At 33.9% G+C, this 18,152-nt stretch carries 10 protein-coding genes; all 10 read right to left on the reverse strand.

Annotated elements, in window-relative coordinates; genetic code table 11:
• Positions 1–318: 318 nt before the first annotated feature.
• Entirely contained in the window at positions 319–1,224 is a 906-nt protein-coding gene (locus BN863_RS09225; RefSeq protein WP_038529811.1) for a S1 family peptidase, read from the reverse strand.
• Between the two features lie 57 nt (positions 1,225–1,281).
• Complete coding sequence (locus tag BN863_RS09230) at positions 1,282–3,252, reverse strand: protein-disulfide reductase DsbD family protein (protein WP_038529813.1); 1,971 nt, start codon at positions 3,250–3,252, stop codon at positions 1,282–1,284.
• 15 nt (positions 3,253–3,267) lie between these two features.
• Positions 3,268–6,072 carry a M16 family metallopeptidase gene (locus BN863_RS09235; protein WP_038529816.1) on the reverse strand — a complete coding sequence of 935 codons (2,805 nt, stop codon included), beginning with the start codon at positions 6,070–6,072 and terminating at the stop codon, positions 3,268–3,270.
• A gap of 217 nt (positions 6,073–6,289) precedes the next feature.
• Positions 6,290–7,663, reverse strand: coding sequence for a TlpA family protein disulfide reductase (locus BN863_RS09240; RefSeq protein ID WP_038533405.1), 1,374 nt, complete (start codon positions 7,661–7,663; stop codon positions 6,290–6,292).
• A gap of 29 nt (positions 7,664–7,692) precedes the next feature.
• Complete coding sequence (locus BN863_RS09245; RefSeq protein ID WP_038529818.1) at positions 7,693–9,066, reverse strand: TlpA family protein disulfide reductase; 1,374 nt, start codon at positions 9,064–9,066, stop codon at positions 7,693–7,695.
• A gap of 28 nt (positions 9,067–9,094) precedes the next feature.
• Positions 9,095–10,468: a TlpA family protein disulfide reductase gene (locus BN863_RS09250; RefSeq protein WP_038529820.1), complete on the reverse strand. Its 1,374-nt coding sequence runs from the start codon at positions 10,466–10,468 to the stop codon at positions 9,095–9,097.
• 165 nt (positions 10,469–10,633) lie between these two features.
• Positions 10,634–11,824, reverse strand: coding sequence for a DUF4465 domain-containing protein (locus BN863_RS09255; protein WP_038529822.1), 1,191 nt, complete (start codon positions 11,822–11,824; stop codon positions 10,634–10,636).
• 15 nt (positions 11,825–11,839) lie between these two features.
• Positions 11,840–13,357 (reverse strand): RagB/SusD family nutrient uptake outer membrane protein, encoded by a 1,518-nt coding sequence (locus BN863_RS09260; protein ID WP_038529825.1) that lies wholly within the window; start codon positions 13,355–13,357, stop codon positions 11,840–11,842.
• Between the two features lie 12 nt (positions 13,358–13,369).
• Complete coding sequence (locus tag BN863_RS09265; RefSeq protein ID WP_038529828.1) at positions 13,370–16,801, reverse strand: SusC/RagA family TonB-linked outer membrane protein; 3,432 nt, start codon at positions 16,799–16,801, stop codon at positions 13,370–13,372.
• A gap of 139 nt (positions 16,802–16,940) precedes the next feature.
• Complete coding sequence (locus tag BN863_RS09270) at positions 16,941–18,092, reverse strand: FecR family protein (protein ID WP_051774660.1); 1,152 nt, start codon at positions 18,090–18,092, stop codon at positions 16,941–16,943.
• Positions 18,093–18,152 lie beyond the last annotated feature (60 nt).

Consider the following 18,152-nt stretch of genomic DNA (forward strand, 5'->3'; position numbering starts at 1 on the left):
AAATTATGCACGTAAAAGTATTATGAAACCACAGTGAATATTACTCCTAAAACTAAATTTATTACTCCTAAAAATTTTTACAAGAAATAAATATAAACACCATATAAACAACACGTTAAATACTAAGACATAGACCGAAGATGTATCGTGATCTGAACAACTATAAAAGTTATACTCCTGAGTTTGAAAATGAATATTAGATTTAAAGTTGTATTGTTTTATTAAAGTGAAATAAATGCTTTTTATATATAAAAACAGCCCCATTATATAAATACGCTTTATATAATGGGGCTGTTATTTTACTTCTGTTTAAATGGTTTAAACGTCCGATTTTACATAATTATTAAGTTGACTTACTGGTATAACGATTTTTAACAACAACTGTAAATCTCCTTTTTGTTTCCCTGATCCGGTATAGTTTGCACGTGTAGCACTCACTACTCCAACCACTTCTCCAGAATCATTTACTACAGGTCCACCACTAGCTCCTAAACCAAATTCTGCTGTAATGGTCATTTTAGGTTGCGACTTTTCAGAATTCACATATTTTCTAGAAATGATTCCTTTAGTCATAAAAAACGTATTTTTAAATGGGTGTCCCATCATATACACATCTTCTCCTACAAGTTCGGTTTCTGCTAATGGTAATGCATTTAATTTAGTCCCCATAGTATCGACTTTTAGTATTGCTAAATCGTTGGCTTTACTTGCCGATAAAACTTCCGTCACGACATACACAGTACCTTCGTGATCGACCGCAAAAAGCCCATCATATTTAATACTATCTCTAGGTGCAATAACATGATAGTTAGTAACAATTATACCATCTTCGTGAATTACAAATCCAGATGCTGCACTTAGATGTACATTCGGACATTTATCGCATAAATACGACGAACCAATATATAATGTACTCTCTTGCAAGTGATGATACATTTGATTCCCTGTCTTTTTAGCTGATATTGTAGGTGTAATTACAACACCTGAATTAACTTCGAAGTTCTTTGTTCGGTCTTCCTCAAGTTTTGTAAAAGGCGTATGCAAATTGGCAGCGACTAATTTATCGACTTCTGCACTAGCCGCACTAACAAACTCTGAACCATTCTCGGCCACTTCGTCTATAATTTCAACATCGGTTTTACTAATCTCTGATGTGTTTTTAGTAGAATTACAACTGTTTAAAACGAATACTAACGATAGATATAGAATATAATTGATTTTCATTGTTTTATTTATTTTGAATTGTTTATAGATACAATTTGTTTCACTTATGATTATGAGTTAGAAGTTCGACACCCCAGTTTTCAACCACGTATGATACGCTTCTACATCTGGAATATAACCTACAGGCTCTACTAGTTTCTCTTCGTTATGATCGATGATAACATAAAATGGTTGCGAATTTGATTTGTATTTAATGGTTTGCATCTCACTCCATTTTTGTCCGATGTACTTTAACTTTTTTCCAGGTTTTAGTTGTGAATCTACAATCTCATCAGCCTCAAGTTTTCGTTTGTCATCTACATATAAGGAGATTAAAACCACATCGTTTTTTAATAGATTTAAAATTTCTGGTTCTGGCCATACATTCTGTTCCATTTTTCTACAATTTACACACGCCCAACCTGTAAAATCTAACATTACAGGTTTACCTACTTTTTTAGCGTATGCTAAACCTGTGTCGTAATCGTTGAAGGCCATGATATCGTGTGGCGCTAATAAATGTGCACCTTCAGGTAAATCGCCATGAGCGGATGCGCTACCACCTGATCCTAATTTTGAGAACCCTACACCATAAGGCGATTCGCTATAGTCTTGTGGTGGCGGAAATGCACTAATAATATTTAGAGGTGCTCCCCAAAGGCCTGGAATCATATAAATAGTGAAGGTTAACACGATAAGACCTAAACTTAATCGCCCCACCGAAATATGCGTTAATGGGGAATCGTGTGGTAATTTAATTTTCCCGAATAAATAAAACGCTAGGGTTCCAAAAATGGCAATCCAAATCGCGATAAATACCTCGCGTTCTAAAATGTGAAGCTGCAAAACTAAATCCGCTTGACTTAAGAATTTAAATGCTAGAGCCAGTTCTAAAAATCCTAAAACCACTTTTACTGTGTTTAGCCAACCTCCTGATTTTGGTAGTGAGTTTAACCAACCTGGAAAAGCTGCAAATAGTGCAAATGGTAATGCAATGGCTAATGAAAATCCGAACATTCCAATTATTGGTGCGACTCCTCCTTTTGATGCCGCTTCCACTAATAAGGTTCCCACAATTGGACCTGTACAAGAGAAAGATACAATGGCTAAGGCTAACGCCATAAAAAAGATACCGACTAGTCCGCCTCTATCCGCTTGAGAATCGACTTTATTTGCCCAAGAATTTGGTAGCATGATCTCGAAAGCACCTAAAAAAGATACCGCAAAAACAACTAAAAGTACAAAGAAAATTATGTTAAACCACACATTGGTGGCTAATGCATTTAAAGCATCGGCTCCAAAAATTCCGGTTACAGCAATACCCAACAGTAAATAAATAACGATAATACAAATACCATAAATAATAGCATTCTTAATTCCAGCGGCTTTGTTTTTACTTTGCTTAGTAAAGAAACTCACCGTCATTGGAATCATCGGGAATACGCATGGTGTTAATAAGGCTGCAAAGCCTGATAAGAAGGCAATAAAAAAGATTGACCAAAGTCCTTTATTAGAGGCTAAATCCTCGGTAGTTTTAATGGTGTTATCTACAGCGACTGCTGGTGTTACAGCTTCAGTCGTTTCTGTAGCTAAAGCTGTTTTTACGTCAAGCTGAAATTCTAAATCTATTTCTGTTGGTGGTAAACAACGGGTATCGTCGCAGACCATAAACTCTACAAATCCGTTTATTGTAGAGGTTGCTTTTGTAACTTTTACGTTTTGAATAAATTTTGCTTCACCATCAAAATATTTTATTTCCATTTCGAAAATAGGATCATGTACCGTATGCCCTTCTCCTTCTACAGTATTGCCGTTTAAAATGAAATTTTCTTCCGAATTATCGTAGATAAAGGTCGTCGCTATCGGGCCACCTTCGGGTACGACTTGCGAATATAAATGCCAACCCGCATCGATATGTGCTGTAGCAATCAAGTTATATTCTGTGTCGGATACTTTCTCTACGGAAGTCGTCCATTTTACAGGATCTAAAACTTGGCTATATACAAAACCACATGTTAAAAAAGCGAGTGCTATTAGTATGTTTTTCATTAATTAGGTGTTTTATTATTGCTTTGGTTTAAACACAACTTGATACGATTTTCCTTCATTTAAAACTTCACGCGCCATATCTTGAATGTCTTTTATAGACATCTTGTTTACGATATCTTCAAAATTCTTAGGGTCGTTTAGATTTAAATCATAGCGATAGAAACTAGTTAGCAATCGCATATCGTAACTATTTTTATCCTTAGACTGTAAACGTTCCTTTAAGAAATTGGTTCGTGTTTTATTTAAATCGTCTTCCCTTACGTTTCCATCAGCTATATTTTGTAATTCTGCAGTCACGATATCGACTAACTTATCGGCCAATTCAGGGTTACAATCAAATCTAAAAGACACGTTTAATTGCGATTTTGGTTCTCTAGACAAACTTGCATTTGCTCTTGGGCTGTATGCGCCTCCTTCAGATTCTCTTACACTTTCTGTAACACGTAACTGAAGAATATCGCCAAGCGCATTGGTATAAATTGCATGCGCTGTTGAATATGGCATTTCTTTTTTATAAGCGATATTTACGGACGCTTTTGGGTCTTCCATAACCAAATAAATATCTTCTTTAATATGGTCTGATTTCCATTCAGGGCCGTTATCTTTATAGGCTTCTGTGGTATTGTATGTTGGAATACTCGCAATATATTTTTCTAACAGTGGCTGTAATTGTTCTGCTTTTAAATCGCCCACAATAAAAAATTCAAAGTCTGAAGCGTCATGAAAACGTGCGTCGTAAATCGATTTTATCTTTTCGAATTTAATGTCGGAAACATAGTCTTCTGTAAAAAGACGCGCTTTAGGATTGTTTTCACCATAGACGGTTACAGTTAAACTGTCTTTCATTTTATCTGCTACACTGTTCGATTTTCTAATAAGATAATTATCTAAACTACTTTTTAGAACGGTAAAAGCAGACGCTTCGAAACGTGGATTTACAAAATTTAAGTATACCATTTGTAACATGGTTTCTACATCTTTGGTATTAGATGCTCCTGAAAGACTTTCATTAATAGCTCCTAAACCAATAGATACATTTGCTGTTTTTCCTGCCAATACTTTTCTTAAGTCTGTAGCATTAAAATCGCCTAAACCTGATTTCTGGGCTAAACTCGATACAAAATTTGCAGAGGGTAAATCTTCTGTATTCAATAATGACGTTCCACCGTAGCTGTAAGCATTTAAAGCGACTTTATCTTTCTCTTTATCGACAAATTTATGATGTACTTTAATGCCATTACTTAAGATATACGTTGTAGCATTTAGTTCGTTATTAACGGTCGTTTCTACAATTTCACCAGGCACAAAATTAATCCCTGATACTAAGGTTTTTCCTGCCATGGCTTCCTGATACGGTTGAAGTGTTTTATCATTTTCAACAGTACTCATAATATCTAAGGCTTCTGCTTTGGTTAAGTTTGCTTGCCCTTCTACACCTGTAACATTTAAATATCTATTGTCTTTAGCATACATTGCTTTAAGGGTGGTGTGCAGGTCTTCTGTTGTTATGGTCTTAAATATTTGTTGCACCACTTCGTATTCTTTCTCTAAATCTGAAATGGTTTCATTTTCAAGATAATTTTTCTTAATACCATTTATAATACTTTTATGACTGATACTTGCTTTCTTAGCTATTCTGTTTTCGTAAGATGTGTTGTATTTCACAATACTTCTATCCAATTCTGATTGCGTAAACCCGAACTTTACACCTTGCTCGACAGCTGTTAACACCTCTTGAAAAGCTTCTTTTTGCATGTTGGGTTTTGGTAAAATTCCGATACTAAAAGCATTAGATGTTCTAGACATACTCCCATAACTCATTCCTGCTCCTAAAAATGAAGCCTCTGGTTTTTGAGCCAATTCAGAAATTCTAGCATTTAACATTCCTACCGCCATAGATTGAAGAATTGAACGTTTTAAATCGGCTACAGTTTCTGTCTCTAATGATTTTTTATGACGTATTCCGAAGGCAATATTTGCTGTGGATATCTCTGGGTCCATTCCTAAACTATACATCATCTCTTTGTTATCTGGAATATCGACTATAAAGCGTGCTCTAGGATTGTCGACAGCTGGAATTGTAGAAAATTTTTCAATGATTTTTTGCTCTATAACCTTTGCATCAAAATCACCAATTACGGCAATAGCCTGCAAGTCTGTTCTATACCAATCGTGATAAAAATCGCGAAGGGCTTTATAATCGAAACTTTCTACTACAGACATTTGTCCGATAGGTAATCTATCTGCATATTTAGAATGATTGTAAGTGATAGGCAGAGATTTAGCAAACAAACGCATGCGTCCGTTTTGCCTGGTTCGCCATTCTTCTTTAATCACGCCACGTTCAGCATCTATTTCGTCATCGGTTAACAATAAATAATTAGACCAATCACTTAACACCGTTAAGCAGGTATCTACCAAAGCCTCTTTGGTTGGAATGTTATTCATATTATAGACCGTTTCGTCGAAAGACGTATATGCGTTTATATCTTTTCCGAAAACGGCACCATGGCCTTGCAGTGTATTTAGCATGCTTTTTCCTGGGAAATTTTGCGTCCCATTAAAGGCCATGTGTTCTAAAAAATGCGCCAAACCTTGCTGGTCTTCGTTTTCTAAAACAGAGCCTACATTTTGAATAATGTAATAACTTGCCGCATCTTTAACAACGTCTGTACTTTTTATATAGTAAGTTAGTCCGTTAGGTAGCACACCTTTTATTACGCTTTGGTCTGTAGCTATAGGTTGTTTTAAATCTATATTCTGACCCATCGCGAAGTAGCTTAGAGATAGCAGCGTTAAAAATGAAAAAAAATGTTTCATGAATTGTATTTTTTAAAAATTAAGGAGATAATTCTTTTTGAAAAAAAGTGATGACTTTAAACTAATTTAAAAGGGTTACTTTTTCAAATAACCCTTTAAACCTTTCCTAGACATTGACTATGACTAATTCAATTGTTTTTAAGAAAACAAAATTGCTAGGAAAGGTTTAGTTTTAATATGCTTTTAGTTGATTTAGTAATTATTACACAGCTTAGAATTAAATACCCTGCTCATTAAATAATGAGATTAATTTAGGGTCTGATGGTCTTGGCGCATTGGCATTAACAATGTTTCCTGAAGGATCTAATAAAATGAATTTAGGAATACCATTAATAACATAATCTTTAATAAACTTCGACTGAAAATCGTTGTCTGCAAACAATTGCACACCTCCAAGTTCTTTATCATTAATCATCTTCTTCCATTTCTCGAAGTCTTTTTGTTTATCTACAGAAATACTTACAAACTCAATGTTTTTATCGTGGTATTGCTGTTCTGTTTCTTTTAGAGCTGGAATTTCACGAATACAAGGTCCGCACCAAGTTGCCCAAACATCGATATAAACATACTTGCCTTTTAAATCGTCTAAAGAAGTTGTTCCTCCAGCATAGTTTACATAATTCTCGAATTTAGGAGAAGGGTTTCCATCTTGAACCTTTTTTAAGTTTTCATAAAAGCCTTTAAGTGTTTCATTCTGCTCTTCGTCTGTAGAAGCAGCCATAAAAAGGTTGTAATATTCATCAAGATGTTTTGTTCTAGTTATTCCTGCTACGGTAGATCCTAACAAATCGTTTTTTATGGTCTGATTTTTGGCTGTAGAGAAGGCTTTTAAATCGGCAATATCTTTAGAAATGTTTTCAGTAGTTTTAATTTCAGCCGCTTTACTTCTATAATGCTTACCCACTAATGCTTTATAAGCTCTAGAGTCGATATAATCTTCTTCGCTATTATAATCGATAAGGTCTAATTCTGATAAGAAATCTGGAGACACTTTAAAATCTTTTTTCTTAGCATAGCGTGCGTGAGCGTATTCATAATTACCTAATTTATTAAGATAAGTGTATTTAATATCTTTTTGCTGCGCTAACCTAAAGGGTTCAGAAAGACCTTCGGTATTATCCAAGAGTTCGTTAAGAGCAGTAACTATTGTAGTGGTTTTGTCTTTAAAAGCATCTTCTTCTAAAATATAGATATTTTCTGTCCCTTCTAGTTCTTTTGTTTTTTTACTTCTAGCTCTAAGGAAATTATTCTCTTCAGCACCAGTTCCTGTAATAACAACTGTACTATCTAAAGCTTTTGAGTCTGCATTAAGTATTAAATTGTAACCATTTTCTAAATGAATATTGGTACGCATTTTATTATAAATTAATTGATACAACCCTTTATCTCCTCTAATGGTATCTTTAAAAGTTCCATCGCTAGAAACCTGTAACGTATCTAAAAATGCACGATCATTAAAACTTATTAAAATTATTTTGTCATCAGTATTGTTTGAGAACTGTCCTGAGACAAGTGCATAATCGGCAGGAGCCTTTTTGCTACATGAAAATGCTAGCATAGCGATTCCCATTATAAATAAATGTTTTTTCATACGATTTGTTTTTATATTTAAAGGCATACTTAAATACCCAATTCATTAAATAAGGTTATTAATTCGTCATTTGATGGCCTAGGTGCATTCCACGACACAATATTGCCATCTGGGTCTATTAAAATAAACCTTGGTATACTATTAATTTTATAAGCTACAATAAAGTCGGTACTCCAATCTTTATCTGCTAGTAACTGAACACCGCCTAATGCTTTATCAGCTATCATTTTACTCCATGCTTCGCGCTTATCTTGAGTGTCAATAGAAATACTTACAAATTCTATATTCTTGTTATGATATTGTTTTTCAATTTTTTTAAGCGCTGGTACTTCTGCTAAACACGGTCCACACCAAGTAGCCCACACATCTATATACACATACTTTCCTTTAAAATCGATTAAAGAATTTGTACCTCCTGCATTATTAACATAATCTGTAAAAACTGGAGAAGGCTCTCCTTTAGACAGTTTTTTTAACGCTGTATATTTTTCTGTAAAACTTGTATTATTCGCTTCTGATGTAGACGCTGCTATAAATGTATTATAATATGTATCTATATTATCTGTATAAGCTATATCGTACTTTGCTGCCGAGTTTAATAGACTATTTTTTATATAATCGTCAGGGATTGCTTCAAAGATTTTAAGCTTTGCTAAGTATTTATCGATACCTTCTTGTTCTGCTAACTCGTCTGCTTTACGCACAAAATACTCTTTAACTAAATCGTCGTAAGAACCTCTGCGCTTAAAAGCTTGTTCGTCTAAAAAATCGACCGACTCAAATTGCTTCATAAAATTATCTGAAACTTTAAAATCTGGTTGATTGGTATATCTTCGATGTAAACTTTCGTATTTTATAAGTGCTAAATAATGTGAATAATATAACTCCTTACGTTCAACTTCTGCGAACTCTTTAGGTAGTCCTGTAAAGCTTTCTAAGTATTTAGTATTAGCTTCAAATATTGTTTGTTGTTTGTCACTAAAATCAGTTTCATTTAATGAATTATATTCAGCATAAACACCTCTTAGGTTATTGTTATGTTCATATTCGGTTAAAAGATAATTAGAGGCATCAGGATTGGTACCCGTTATTTTAGCTGTTGTTTTAAATTTATTTATAGTTGCCGTTAAATTATATGTACCTCCAGTTTCAAAATACAGATATGCCGTGTTTCTACCATCGGTAAAGGTGTAACGTCCGGTTCCAGAATATATGGTATCACAAGTAAAGGAGCCATCTTCTGCTAATGCAATAGGCATTCGTAAACCTTGTCCTGAAAGTCTAAATTTTTCTGATGTGGTATTGGAAATAGTCCCTGTAAGTAAAATATAATCTTTACTAGGAGTTGTTTTGCACGATGCTAAACTTAGCATTGAAAGCAATAAGATAAGGATTCTGTTCATGATACTTTTTAAATTAATAATGCGTTAATTAAATTCCTAATTCTTTAAAAAGTTCGATTAATTTTGAGTCCGATGGTCGAGGCGCATTAGCACTTACAATGTTTCCTGATGGATCAATTAAAATAAAACGAGGGATTCCGTTAATCTCGTAAGCAGCTACAAAATCGCTTTTCCAGTTTTTATCTGCAAGTAATTGCACTCCAGAAAGCTCCTTATCTGTAACCATTTTTTTCCAAGCATCGTATTTGTTTTCTACATCAATAGAGATACTTACAAATTCTATGTTTTTATTATGATATTGCTTTTCAACTTTTTTAAGAGCAGGCACTTCCGCTAAACACGGACCACACCAAGTTGCCCAAACATCTATGTATACATATTTACCTTTAAAATCGCTTAAAGAAGTTGTTCCACCTGCATGATTTTCGTATGCTGTGAAGACTGGAGATGGTTGACCTTTAGAAAGCTTTTTTAGATTTTCGTATTTTTCTGTAATACTTTCATCATTACTTTTAGACGTGGACACAGATATATATGTGTTATAATATTCGTCTAGATTGTTGGTATATGTAATTCCACTAGAAGCAGCCGACATTAATAAATCATTTTTTATATAGTCGTTAGGAATTGCTCCATATACGTTAAGTTTAGCTAAATGTTGGTCGACCCCTTCGTTTTTAATTAATTCATCTGCCTTTCTGTTAAAATGCTCTTTTACTAATTTATTGTATGACGATCTAAGTTTATAAGCATCTTCATTAAGGTAATCTATACCTTCTAGTTCTTTAAGAAAATCGGGCGAAACTTTAAAATCGGGTTGCTTTGTGTATCTTTGGTGTAAACTTTCGTATTTAATTAAAGTTAATAAGTGGTAGTAGTTTAACTCTTCACGTTCAGCTTCTAAAAATTCTTTCGGGACATTAGGAAAACTATCTAGATAATTAAGAAGTTGCTCTTTAACAGCTGTTTCTTTAGCAATAAAATCGGATTCGTTTAATGAATTAAATTCGGCATAATCGCCTCTAACTTTAATGATGTTATCAATTTTAGTCATTAAATAATTTGAAGCATCAGGATCTGTTCCTGTTAATTTTACTGTGTTTCTAAAATCTTTACCATCTGCTGTTAAGTTATATTCACCGCCATTAGTTAAATACAAATCTGCTCGCGTTCTAGGATTAAAAAAGATGTATTTCCCTGTTCCGGTCTTAATTGTATCTAAAAAGGTGCCATCTTCTGCTATTTCAATCGTGGTTGAACCGCCCTTACCACCTAGCCTAAATTCTTTTGATGGCGGATTAGAAATGGTTCCAGAAAGCAAGATATAATCTTTGGTTTCTTTTTTTTCTTCGCAAGACGTTAAAAACAAGGTCGATAGAAGTATAATAACAATTTTTTTCATGTATAAAGTTTTAGTTCAGGTAGTATACAAGTATCCTTTATCAAGATGATTTACAATCATTTGACAGATGTGATACACTACATAAAAGTTTTAATAAATTAAAGTGGACTTAAAAAAACGGGAAAACGAGTTCCCGTTTTTCTTAAGTAAATAACTATATGTATTTTATTGAAGTCGGATACCGTCTAAACAAAAAGTAGGTGCATACACCATACTACCGTCTGGGTTAACATAAGAAGAAGACATCTTGAATAACACTTTATCAACTGCGCCGAATGATGATAAATCGACTCTTCTCCAATCGGTTACTGTATATGTGTAAGCCGGATTTGCTGGATCTACACCTTCTAATAAAGCTAAATAAACATCTGTAGTACCAACACTCGTACCGTTAAGAAAACCTTCAATGGTAAGGGTTATATCTCCAATATTTATTTGATCATATGCTTCGTTATAAGCAGCTTGATATACATCGCCATAAGCAGCATCGTACGCCTCTTGATACGCAGCATCATAAGCCGCTTGCTGTTCTTCTTCTGTGCTACTTGGATTATCGGCAACATATTGATCACGTGCGGCCTCTCCGGCAGCTTCTCCAGCCGCGATTCCAACACTTTCTCCTCCAATTGCCTGCCCAGCTTCTTCGCCTGCGGCTTCTCCGGCAGCCATTTTTTGAAGCGTTTGATGTGCACTTAATCTCACTGTATTAAGAGTACCATCTACTCCTGGAAGTGTAAAGACTCCTTTCACAGAATCGTCTGTATTTGCTATATTGGGGTTAGCTACTACATCTCCATTTATATCATACATTTGCGTTTCAGCGTCAATATCGCCAGAATAAATAGATCCATAAAGGCTTAAAAGGGCATTATATGATGTATTTGCTACTAATACATGCTCTATAACATTTGGAGTAGGCAATGTAAAATAGGCATCATCATTATTTGTATTTCCTACTAAAAAATTTTCTGTTCTATTTACTTCGTCGGTATAAACACTATAAAAAGTTGAATCTATAGAAGTTTGTACCTCTGCTGGGCTAAGCTCGCTAGCAGGTGCAAATGTAGGTGATAAGCTCCAAGGATAAGAACGAGAATTTTTATTAGATAAAGCAAATCCGCTATAGGTACCATCTGCATTCTTAGATACATTTACAGTAATTTCACCCGAAACATAACCTTCTGCTTGAAAAGGTGCATCAGGAATAAGAAAAGAAAACCTATCTAAAGTTAATTCGTTAAATGTAACATCATTGCCGTACTCTATTTCGTCTATATACCTTTCGGCACAGGAATTAAACACAGTTAAGCCAATTATAGCAGCTGTGATACTTATATATTTTTTGGTAAATTTCATATTTTCTAAATTAAATTATTCTAAATCTGGGTTCTGAATGATCTCTCTGTTTACAAGCATTTCTACATCTGGAATAGGATAACAAATTTTATTAAACTCGATAGAGAATCCTTTAAGTCCTTCCATCCATAATACGCCATCTGCATTTTTCATTCGTAATGAAGCAAAAAAGGCACTACCATTTTCTAAGAATGTTTCTAAACTATATTCTTTAAATATAAGATCCATCAATTCTTGTTCTGATGTTGGGTTAAGAGTTTCTAACACAGGATTTGTTCGAAGAGAACGCATAGTGTTTATTGGTTCAATAGCCTCTGCAACAGATGCACCTGTTCTTGCTAATAACTCAGACTTCATTATGTATAACTCTGAATATCTAAAAAAATATGTATTGTACTTATTATCTTGAGGTTCTGCATTAAGTCCCCAATACTGCCCTAGTCTACAAACTTTTTTCCATGCATAATACTTAAAATTAGAAGTTGCATTATATGGGTAACGCATTAACCCAGTAGCAATTGGCCAACGCCCATCAGCTTTAAACCAACTCGCTGCATCATTAACTAGCCCTGCCGTAATTTGTGATTCAGTAGTCCAATCCCAAACTAATGTACCTCTAGTAATTAATGTTGAAAAGTAGTACGATGATGCATTCCATATATCTGCATTACCGTTTTGTTCTAAATATCCAGAGAACAAGTTTTCATCAGAATCCCACGAATCTTCATAAACCTGTGCTAAATCAGATTGCATAGAAAATCCTGGTATATTTGAATTTAAAATTTCATCTACTATAGCAAGTGCTTCCTCTAATTCAGGTTTGTTTCTTCCATCATTAAAACCATATCTGTATAGTAAAATTTTAGCTTTAAAAATTTTAGCAAATTCTTTAGAAACATATCGATTTCCTCTTTCTTTAAAATCCGGTAAGTTTTCAATAGCAAAATCGATATCCGCCATGATTCTATCATAAGAATCTCCTACACTTAATCTACCAACTTGAAGATTGTCTACCGTAGCTAAATCATCACGGTATAATATTCCATAAGGACTCTCGTCATTAGATTCCCACCAGTGTCCGTATTTCCAAAACACATACGTACAAGCAAAAGCTTTTAAAAATCTAGCTTCTGCAAGTAGTTCCGATTTTCTATCATCGGAAATTACATCTGAACCTAATTTATTAATACCGTTTATAGCATAGTTGGCCGCATTTATAGTTTCGTAATATCCTAACCAGAAATACTGTTGCGAAGGGCTATTGTTGGTTTGTGTGGTTGTCATATTATAATCAGAAGTCGAGAATCTAGCCAGACCACTTCTAGATGCTAAAGCATAAACCAAACCTCCAGAATAATTATTCCCTTGTACGATGTAAGGATATATACCGTGAACAGCATCTTCAGCTTTACCTTCGTTTGTTATTCCATTAACTTCATTTAACTCGTAACTTGGGGTTATGTTCAATTCATCGGAGCAAGAACTGACCCCAAAAAATAGAGTTAGTAATAAAATATAAATTAATTTTTTCATAAAATATGTATATTAGAATTTAACTATTAATCCAAGACTGTAAACCGAAGCATCAGGGTAAGTACTACTGTCTTCTGCTGATGCCGTACCTACAGAAGATAGTATTGAACCACCATCTGGACGGAAACCTGGATAATCTGTAATTGTAAATAAATTTGAAGCTCTAAAATTTAAAGTAAGTGACTTTAATACCGTATTTCTGAATATCTCACGCGGTAGATTATAGCTCATAGCCAATGCATTTAAACGAAGATAAGATGCATCGTGTAAAAAGAAATCTGAGAATTGTCCATTCCCTCCAATAGAAGTTCCTAAAACTCTAGGAAAAGAAGCCTCTTCTGGACTTAATACTACAGAAGTTTCCCCAGCAAGGTTTACACTACTATTATAATCTCTCATACCATATCTAACAAAATCTCTAGCAGCCGTCCAATGTCTTAAATGACCATAGGCGTAGCTAAAGTTAGCCGATATATTAAAGTTTTTATGTGTGTAATTTAAACCAAAACCACCATAACCATCAGGTATTGATGACCCTAAACTAACGCGATCATCATCTGCAGTTATTATTCCATCTCCATTTTGGTCTACATAAATCATATCGCCTTTACCTTCAGTTTCACTAACATAAGGTTCTTGATTACCGTATTCGTCTAAGCTATTTCTAAATGAATAAGAGTCTTCTGCTGTAGCGTAAAATCTACCAGCCGTTTGGTAACCGTACCAATCACCAATTTCGTCTCCAACATTTAATATCATACGTGTATCGTAGCTATAAAAAATAAGTTGGTCTAAATTTCCTGTAATTTTTTCAACAGTAGATTTATTGGTAGCCCAGTTAAAGTTAAAAGTTAATCGATCATTTTTTGTACGAAAAACATCAGCTCTTAAGCTTACCTCTACACCATTAGCCTTCATTGCCGCTATATTTGCAGATGTATATCGCTCTGAAGAACTCCAAGGAATATCATTATCGTAAATTAATTTATCACTGTGTTTTTTATAAATTCCTACCGAACCAGAAACACGATCGTTAAGTATAGAAAAATCTAAACCAAGGTCAAACATAGTGGTTTCTTCCCACTGTAAGTGTGGATTTCCTAAAGAGCTCGGACTAATTGCTGGACTGTCGTTATAAGTTTCAGCCTGAATTCCTGTAGCCCAATCTGAATAACCAAGACCACCTGTAGATCCTGTAATACCAATAGATGTTCTTAACTTTAAATAAGAAAGGTATTTTTTCATGTTATTAGAATTCATGAAATTTTCTTCAGAAACTATCCAAGCTAAAGCTCCAGAAGGAAAGGTACCCCATTGTCTATCTGAACCAAAACGAGAAGATCCATCTCTACGTATTGTTCCTGAAATAATATAGCGATCATCGTATTTATAATGCACACGAGCAAACTGACCAATTAACGCAGATTCACCTTTACTTTCACTTACAATTGGAACTGATGCATGAGATCCAAAATTATTAAGAAGATCATCATCAGCAAAATCTTCAGCATATATTGAATAACTACTTGTACTATATTTTTCTAAACTGTAACCTAATAAAGCTGTAATATCATGTTTATCTCCTATAAGCTTAGCAAAAGTTAGGGTATTGTCAAATAAATCACGATTTCGTTTTGAAGACCTCCAGCGTCTTTCACTTAATTCTGTTTGGTAGGTACCTGCGTAATTAAACGATAAATATTCAGAATCAGCATACGCATTAGTAAAAGATGACCTCCATCTTAAACCTTTTATAACTTCATACTCTAAATATGCTGTTGTATTAAGAGAATTAGTCTTTGAAGAGTTTTCATTTAAAATAGCTGTAAACGGGTTTTCAACATAATAGCTGTAATATAAAGACCCATCTTCATTATATGGTTTTAAATCTGGACGTATTCTATTCACTACAGTTAGTAATCCGTCTTTATTACTAGCATCTCTAGTAGAACCTCTCAAATTTATTCCAAAGGTTAACCTATCACTTAATTTAGTATCTAGCCTTACGCTTCCGTTATACCCGTTATTATATCCAGATTTTACAACCCCGTCATTCTCTACAATACCTAAAGCCACATAAAAAGTAGTCAATTCAGAACCACCACTTACAGATAAATCATGCTTTACATTAAAAGGATTCTGTGAAACTTCTTCTTGCCAGTCTGTATCACCACCATAAAAAGCTGTTGGAAGAAGTGTTAAATCTGAAGCATCGTACTCACTGGTATTTAAATTAAAAAATGCTTGTTCGTCAAAAAATTGATCTGAATCACCTGTCCAGCCATTAGTAATAATTTGCTCTCTATAGGCAGCTTCCATAAAGCTTTCGTATTGTGGGCCATCAAAATATTCGAATGCATTATAATCGGTAATACTTTGCGATATATTTGTAGAGAATTGAAATACGGGTTTTGTATTTCGCTTTCCTTTTTTAGAAGTTATAATAATAACACCATGAGCAGCTCTAGACCCGTAAACTGCTGTTGCAGAAGCATCCTTTAAAATATCGATACTTTCAATTTCCTCTAAGTTTAAGTCTGCTAATGGAGTTACAGGGTCGTAATTAGGTCTATTTACGGTTGATTCCTGTGGAACACCATCGATAACCCATAATGGTTGATTGTCTCCATCTAGTGAAGACATTCCACGAATTACAACACTAACTGGAGAAGTAGGTGAAGCCGATTGAATTTGTACATTTACACCGGAAGCTTTACCCTGAATTAAAGATTCTACAGTTGTGGCCATTGGAGCATTCTCAATATCTTCAGATTGAATTCTAGCTATAACACCAGTTGCATCTCTTACTGTTGATGTACCATACCCAATAACAACAACTTCGTCTAAACCAGAAAGCTCAGGTTTCATTTTTACTGTTATAGAGGTTTTGGTACCAATATTAACCTCTTGTTTTTCATACCCTATAAAAGTGAATACTAATATTGGGGTTTCAGTACTACCTGTCAAATTGATTTTGAAATTACCATCAAAATCTGTAGTTGTACCTTTATGTGTGCCTTTTAATAATATCGTTACTCCAGGTAAAGGAACTCCATTTTCATCGACAACAACACCATTAATAATACTTTGTACTTCATCATCATTATCTACTTTAGCAACCAGCTCGTCTTCAGAAATCTTACTCTTAATAATGATTGTGTTTTCTTGTGCGAATTCATAACTAAAGCTTCCATTAGAAAGCGTTTTTTCTAAAAGCACTTGAGCTTTAACAGTACCTTTTTTTAAGGTTACTTTTGGATAATTTTCGAACAAATCTGCTCTGTAAATAAACGTGTAATCTGTCTGATTTTTAATCAGTTCAAAAACTTCGTCGACCGAAACAACCCGACTGGATTCAATTTCAATTTTGGCACCTTGCGAAAATCCATTCTTGGGAGTTAAACTAAAGAGCGACATCGAAAAGAAAAAAATAAATGTTTTCATGATGAGCGTCAAAAACCTTCTCTGCGTGTAGAGAAGCGGATTAGTAATTTTTTTTTCATAAATTTACATGTTGGTTAATTAATCAATTACTCACAGGGATATTACTGGCGGTGAGATGTTTAGTTATATCCCTATTTTTTTATTCAATCGTGATATGTTTATTCTCTATTGTATATTTCATATTATTTGTATTTTGTATAATTCCAAGGATATTTTCTATAGGTTGTTTTTTACTTATAACTCCGGTAAAACCAATATTCTCTAGGTCTTCATTAACTATTAAAATGTCAACGTCATACCATCTAGACAACACTTTCATTATTTCTGCTAGAGACTTATTTGTGAAACTAAATTTTCCTTTGTGCCAAGAAATAAATTCGTCTACTTCTACTGTCGAAATTTCAAAATCGTCTTTATCTTGAGATAGTTTTGATTGTTCGCTAGGCTTTAAAATATTTTTATTAATACTATTACTTACAGCTACACTACCTTCTACTAATGTGGTAACAATATCGGCTTCATCGATATAGGCTTTTACATTAAAAATTGTTCCTAATACTGTAATATCTTGTTGTTTTGTTTTTAAGATAAAGGCAGTTCCATGGTTTTCGGTACTTTTAGAAACCTCTAGATAAGCTTCACCATACACCAATTCAACTTCTCTAGGATGTCCTTTTATGAAATTTACTGGATATTTAAGTTGTGAATCTGAATTTAACCAAACGTCTGTCCCATCTGACAACTCTACGTGATATTGTCCACCACGAGGAACAGTTAAATAATTAAACTCTAAGTTTTGATTTTCAGTTTCCGAGACTCCATATATAATTTCACTTCCGTTACCTTTCACACATTTATTATTATATGTGTTCGTACTATCTAAGGCAACTACAGAACCATCTGAAAGTGTTAATACCGCTTTACAACTCCCTATTTCAATTTTAGTATCTACTATAACAGGTTCGTTATGTAGGGTGTTATTTTTATTAAACAGGAAAGTTAATGTAACAATAAGAGCAACTGAAGCTGCTGTTGCATACTGCCAGTAATATGTTTTCTTAGGAATGTTTAATTTCGATTTTAAAGTTTGCCAATCAGCTTTACTATCAATTTTATTCTTAAGTGCTAAACGAGATTCTATTTCTGACTTATCTGTTAACCTTTTTACAACCTCTGCTTTCTCTTCTTGAGAAAATAAATCTGAAGATTCTAATGCACTTGGCTTTTCATCTTTTAAAAGAGAAGTTACAATCTGCTTAGACAATATTATGATTTCACTAAATTTTATCATTAGTTATGACTACTATTTTTAACTAAGACGACAAAACTTTAAGGTAGGGTTAAAAAAAGT

It is taken from the genome of Formosa agariphila KMM 3901 (genome assembly GCF_000723205.1).
Classification (GTDB): domain Bacteria; phylum Bacteroidota; class Bacteroidia; order Flavobacteriales; family Flavobacteriaceae; genus Formosa; species Formosa agariphila.

Bases quoted from the DNA above. Each gene is read 5' to 3' on its own strand.
- BN863_RS09265 (WP_038529828.1), bottom strand. From the start codon at position 16,801: ATGAAAACATTTATTTTTTTCTTTTCGATGTCGCTCTTTAGTTTAACT.
- BN863_RS09250 (WP_038529820.1), bottom strand. From the start codon at position 10,468: ATGAAAAAAATTGTTATTATACTTCTATCGACCTTGTTTTTAACGTCT.
- BN863_RS09270 (WP_051774660.1), bottom strand. From the start codon at position 18,092: ATGATAAAATTTAGTGAAATCATAATATTGTCTAAGCAGATTGTAACT.
- BN863_RS09240 (WP_038533405.1), bottom strand. From the start codon at position 7,663: ATGAAAAAACATTTATTTATAATGGGAATCGCTATGCTAGCATTTTCA.
- BN863_RS09230 (WP_038529813.1), bottom strand. From the start codon at position 3,252: ATGAAAAACATACTAATAGCACTCGCTTTTTTAACATGTGGTTTTGTA.
- BN863_RS09255 (WP_038529822.1), bottom strand. From the start codon at position 11,824: ATGAAATTTACCAAAAAATATATAAGTATCACAGCTGCTATAATTGGC.
- BN863_RS09260 (WP_038529825.1), bottom strand. From the start codon at position 13,357: ATGAAAAAATTAATTTATATTTTATTACTAACTCTATTTTTTGGGGTC.
- BN863_RS09225 (WP_038529811.1), bottom strand. From the start codon at position 1,224: ATGAAAATCAATTATATTCTATATCTATCGTTAGTATTCGTTTTAAAC.
- BN863_RS09245 (WP_038529818.1), bottom strand. From the start codon at position 9,066: ATGAACAGAATCCTTATCTTATTGCTTTCAATGCTAAGTTTAGCATCG.
- BN863_RS09235 (WP_038529816.1), bottom strand. From the start codon at position 6,072: ATGAAACATTTTTTTTCATTTTTAACGCTGCTATCTCTAAGCTACTTC.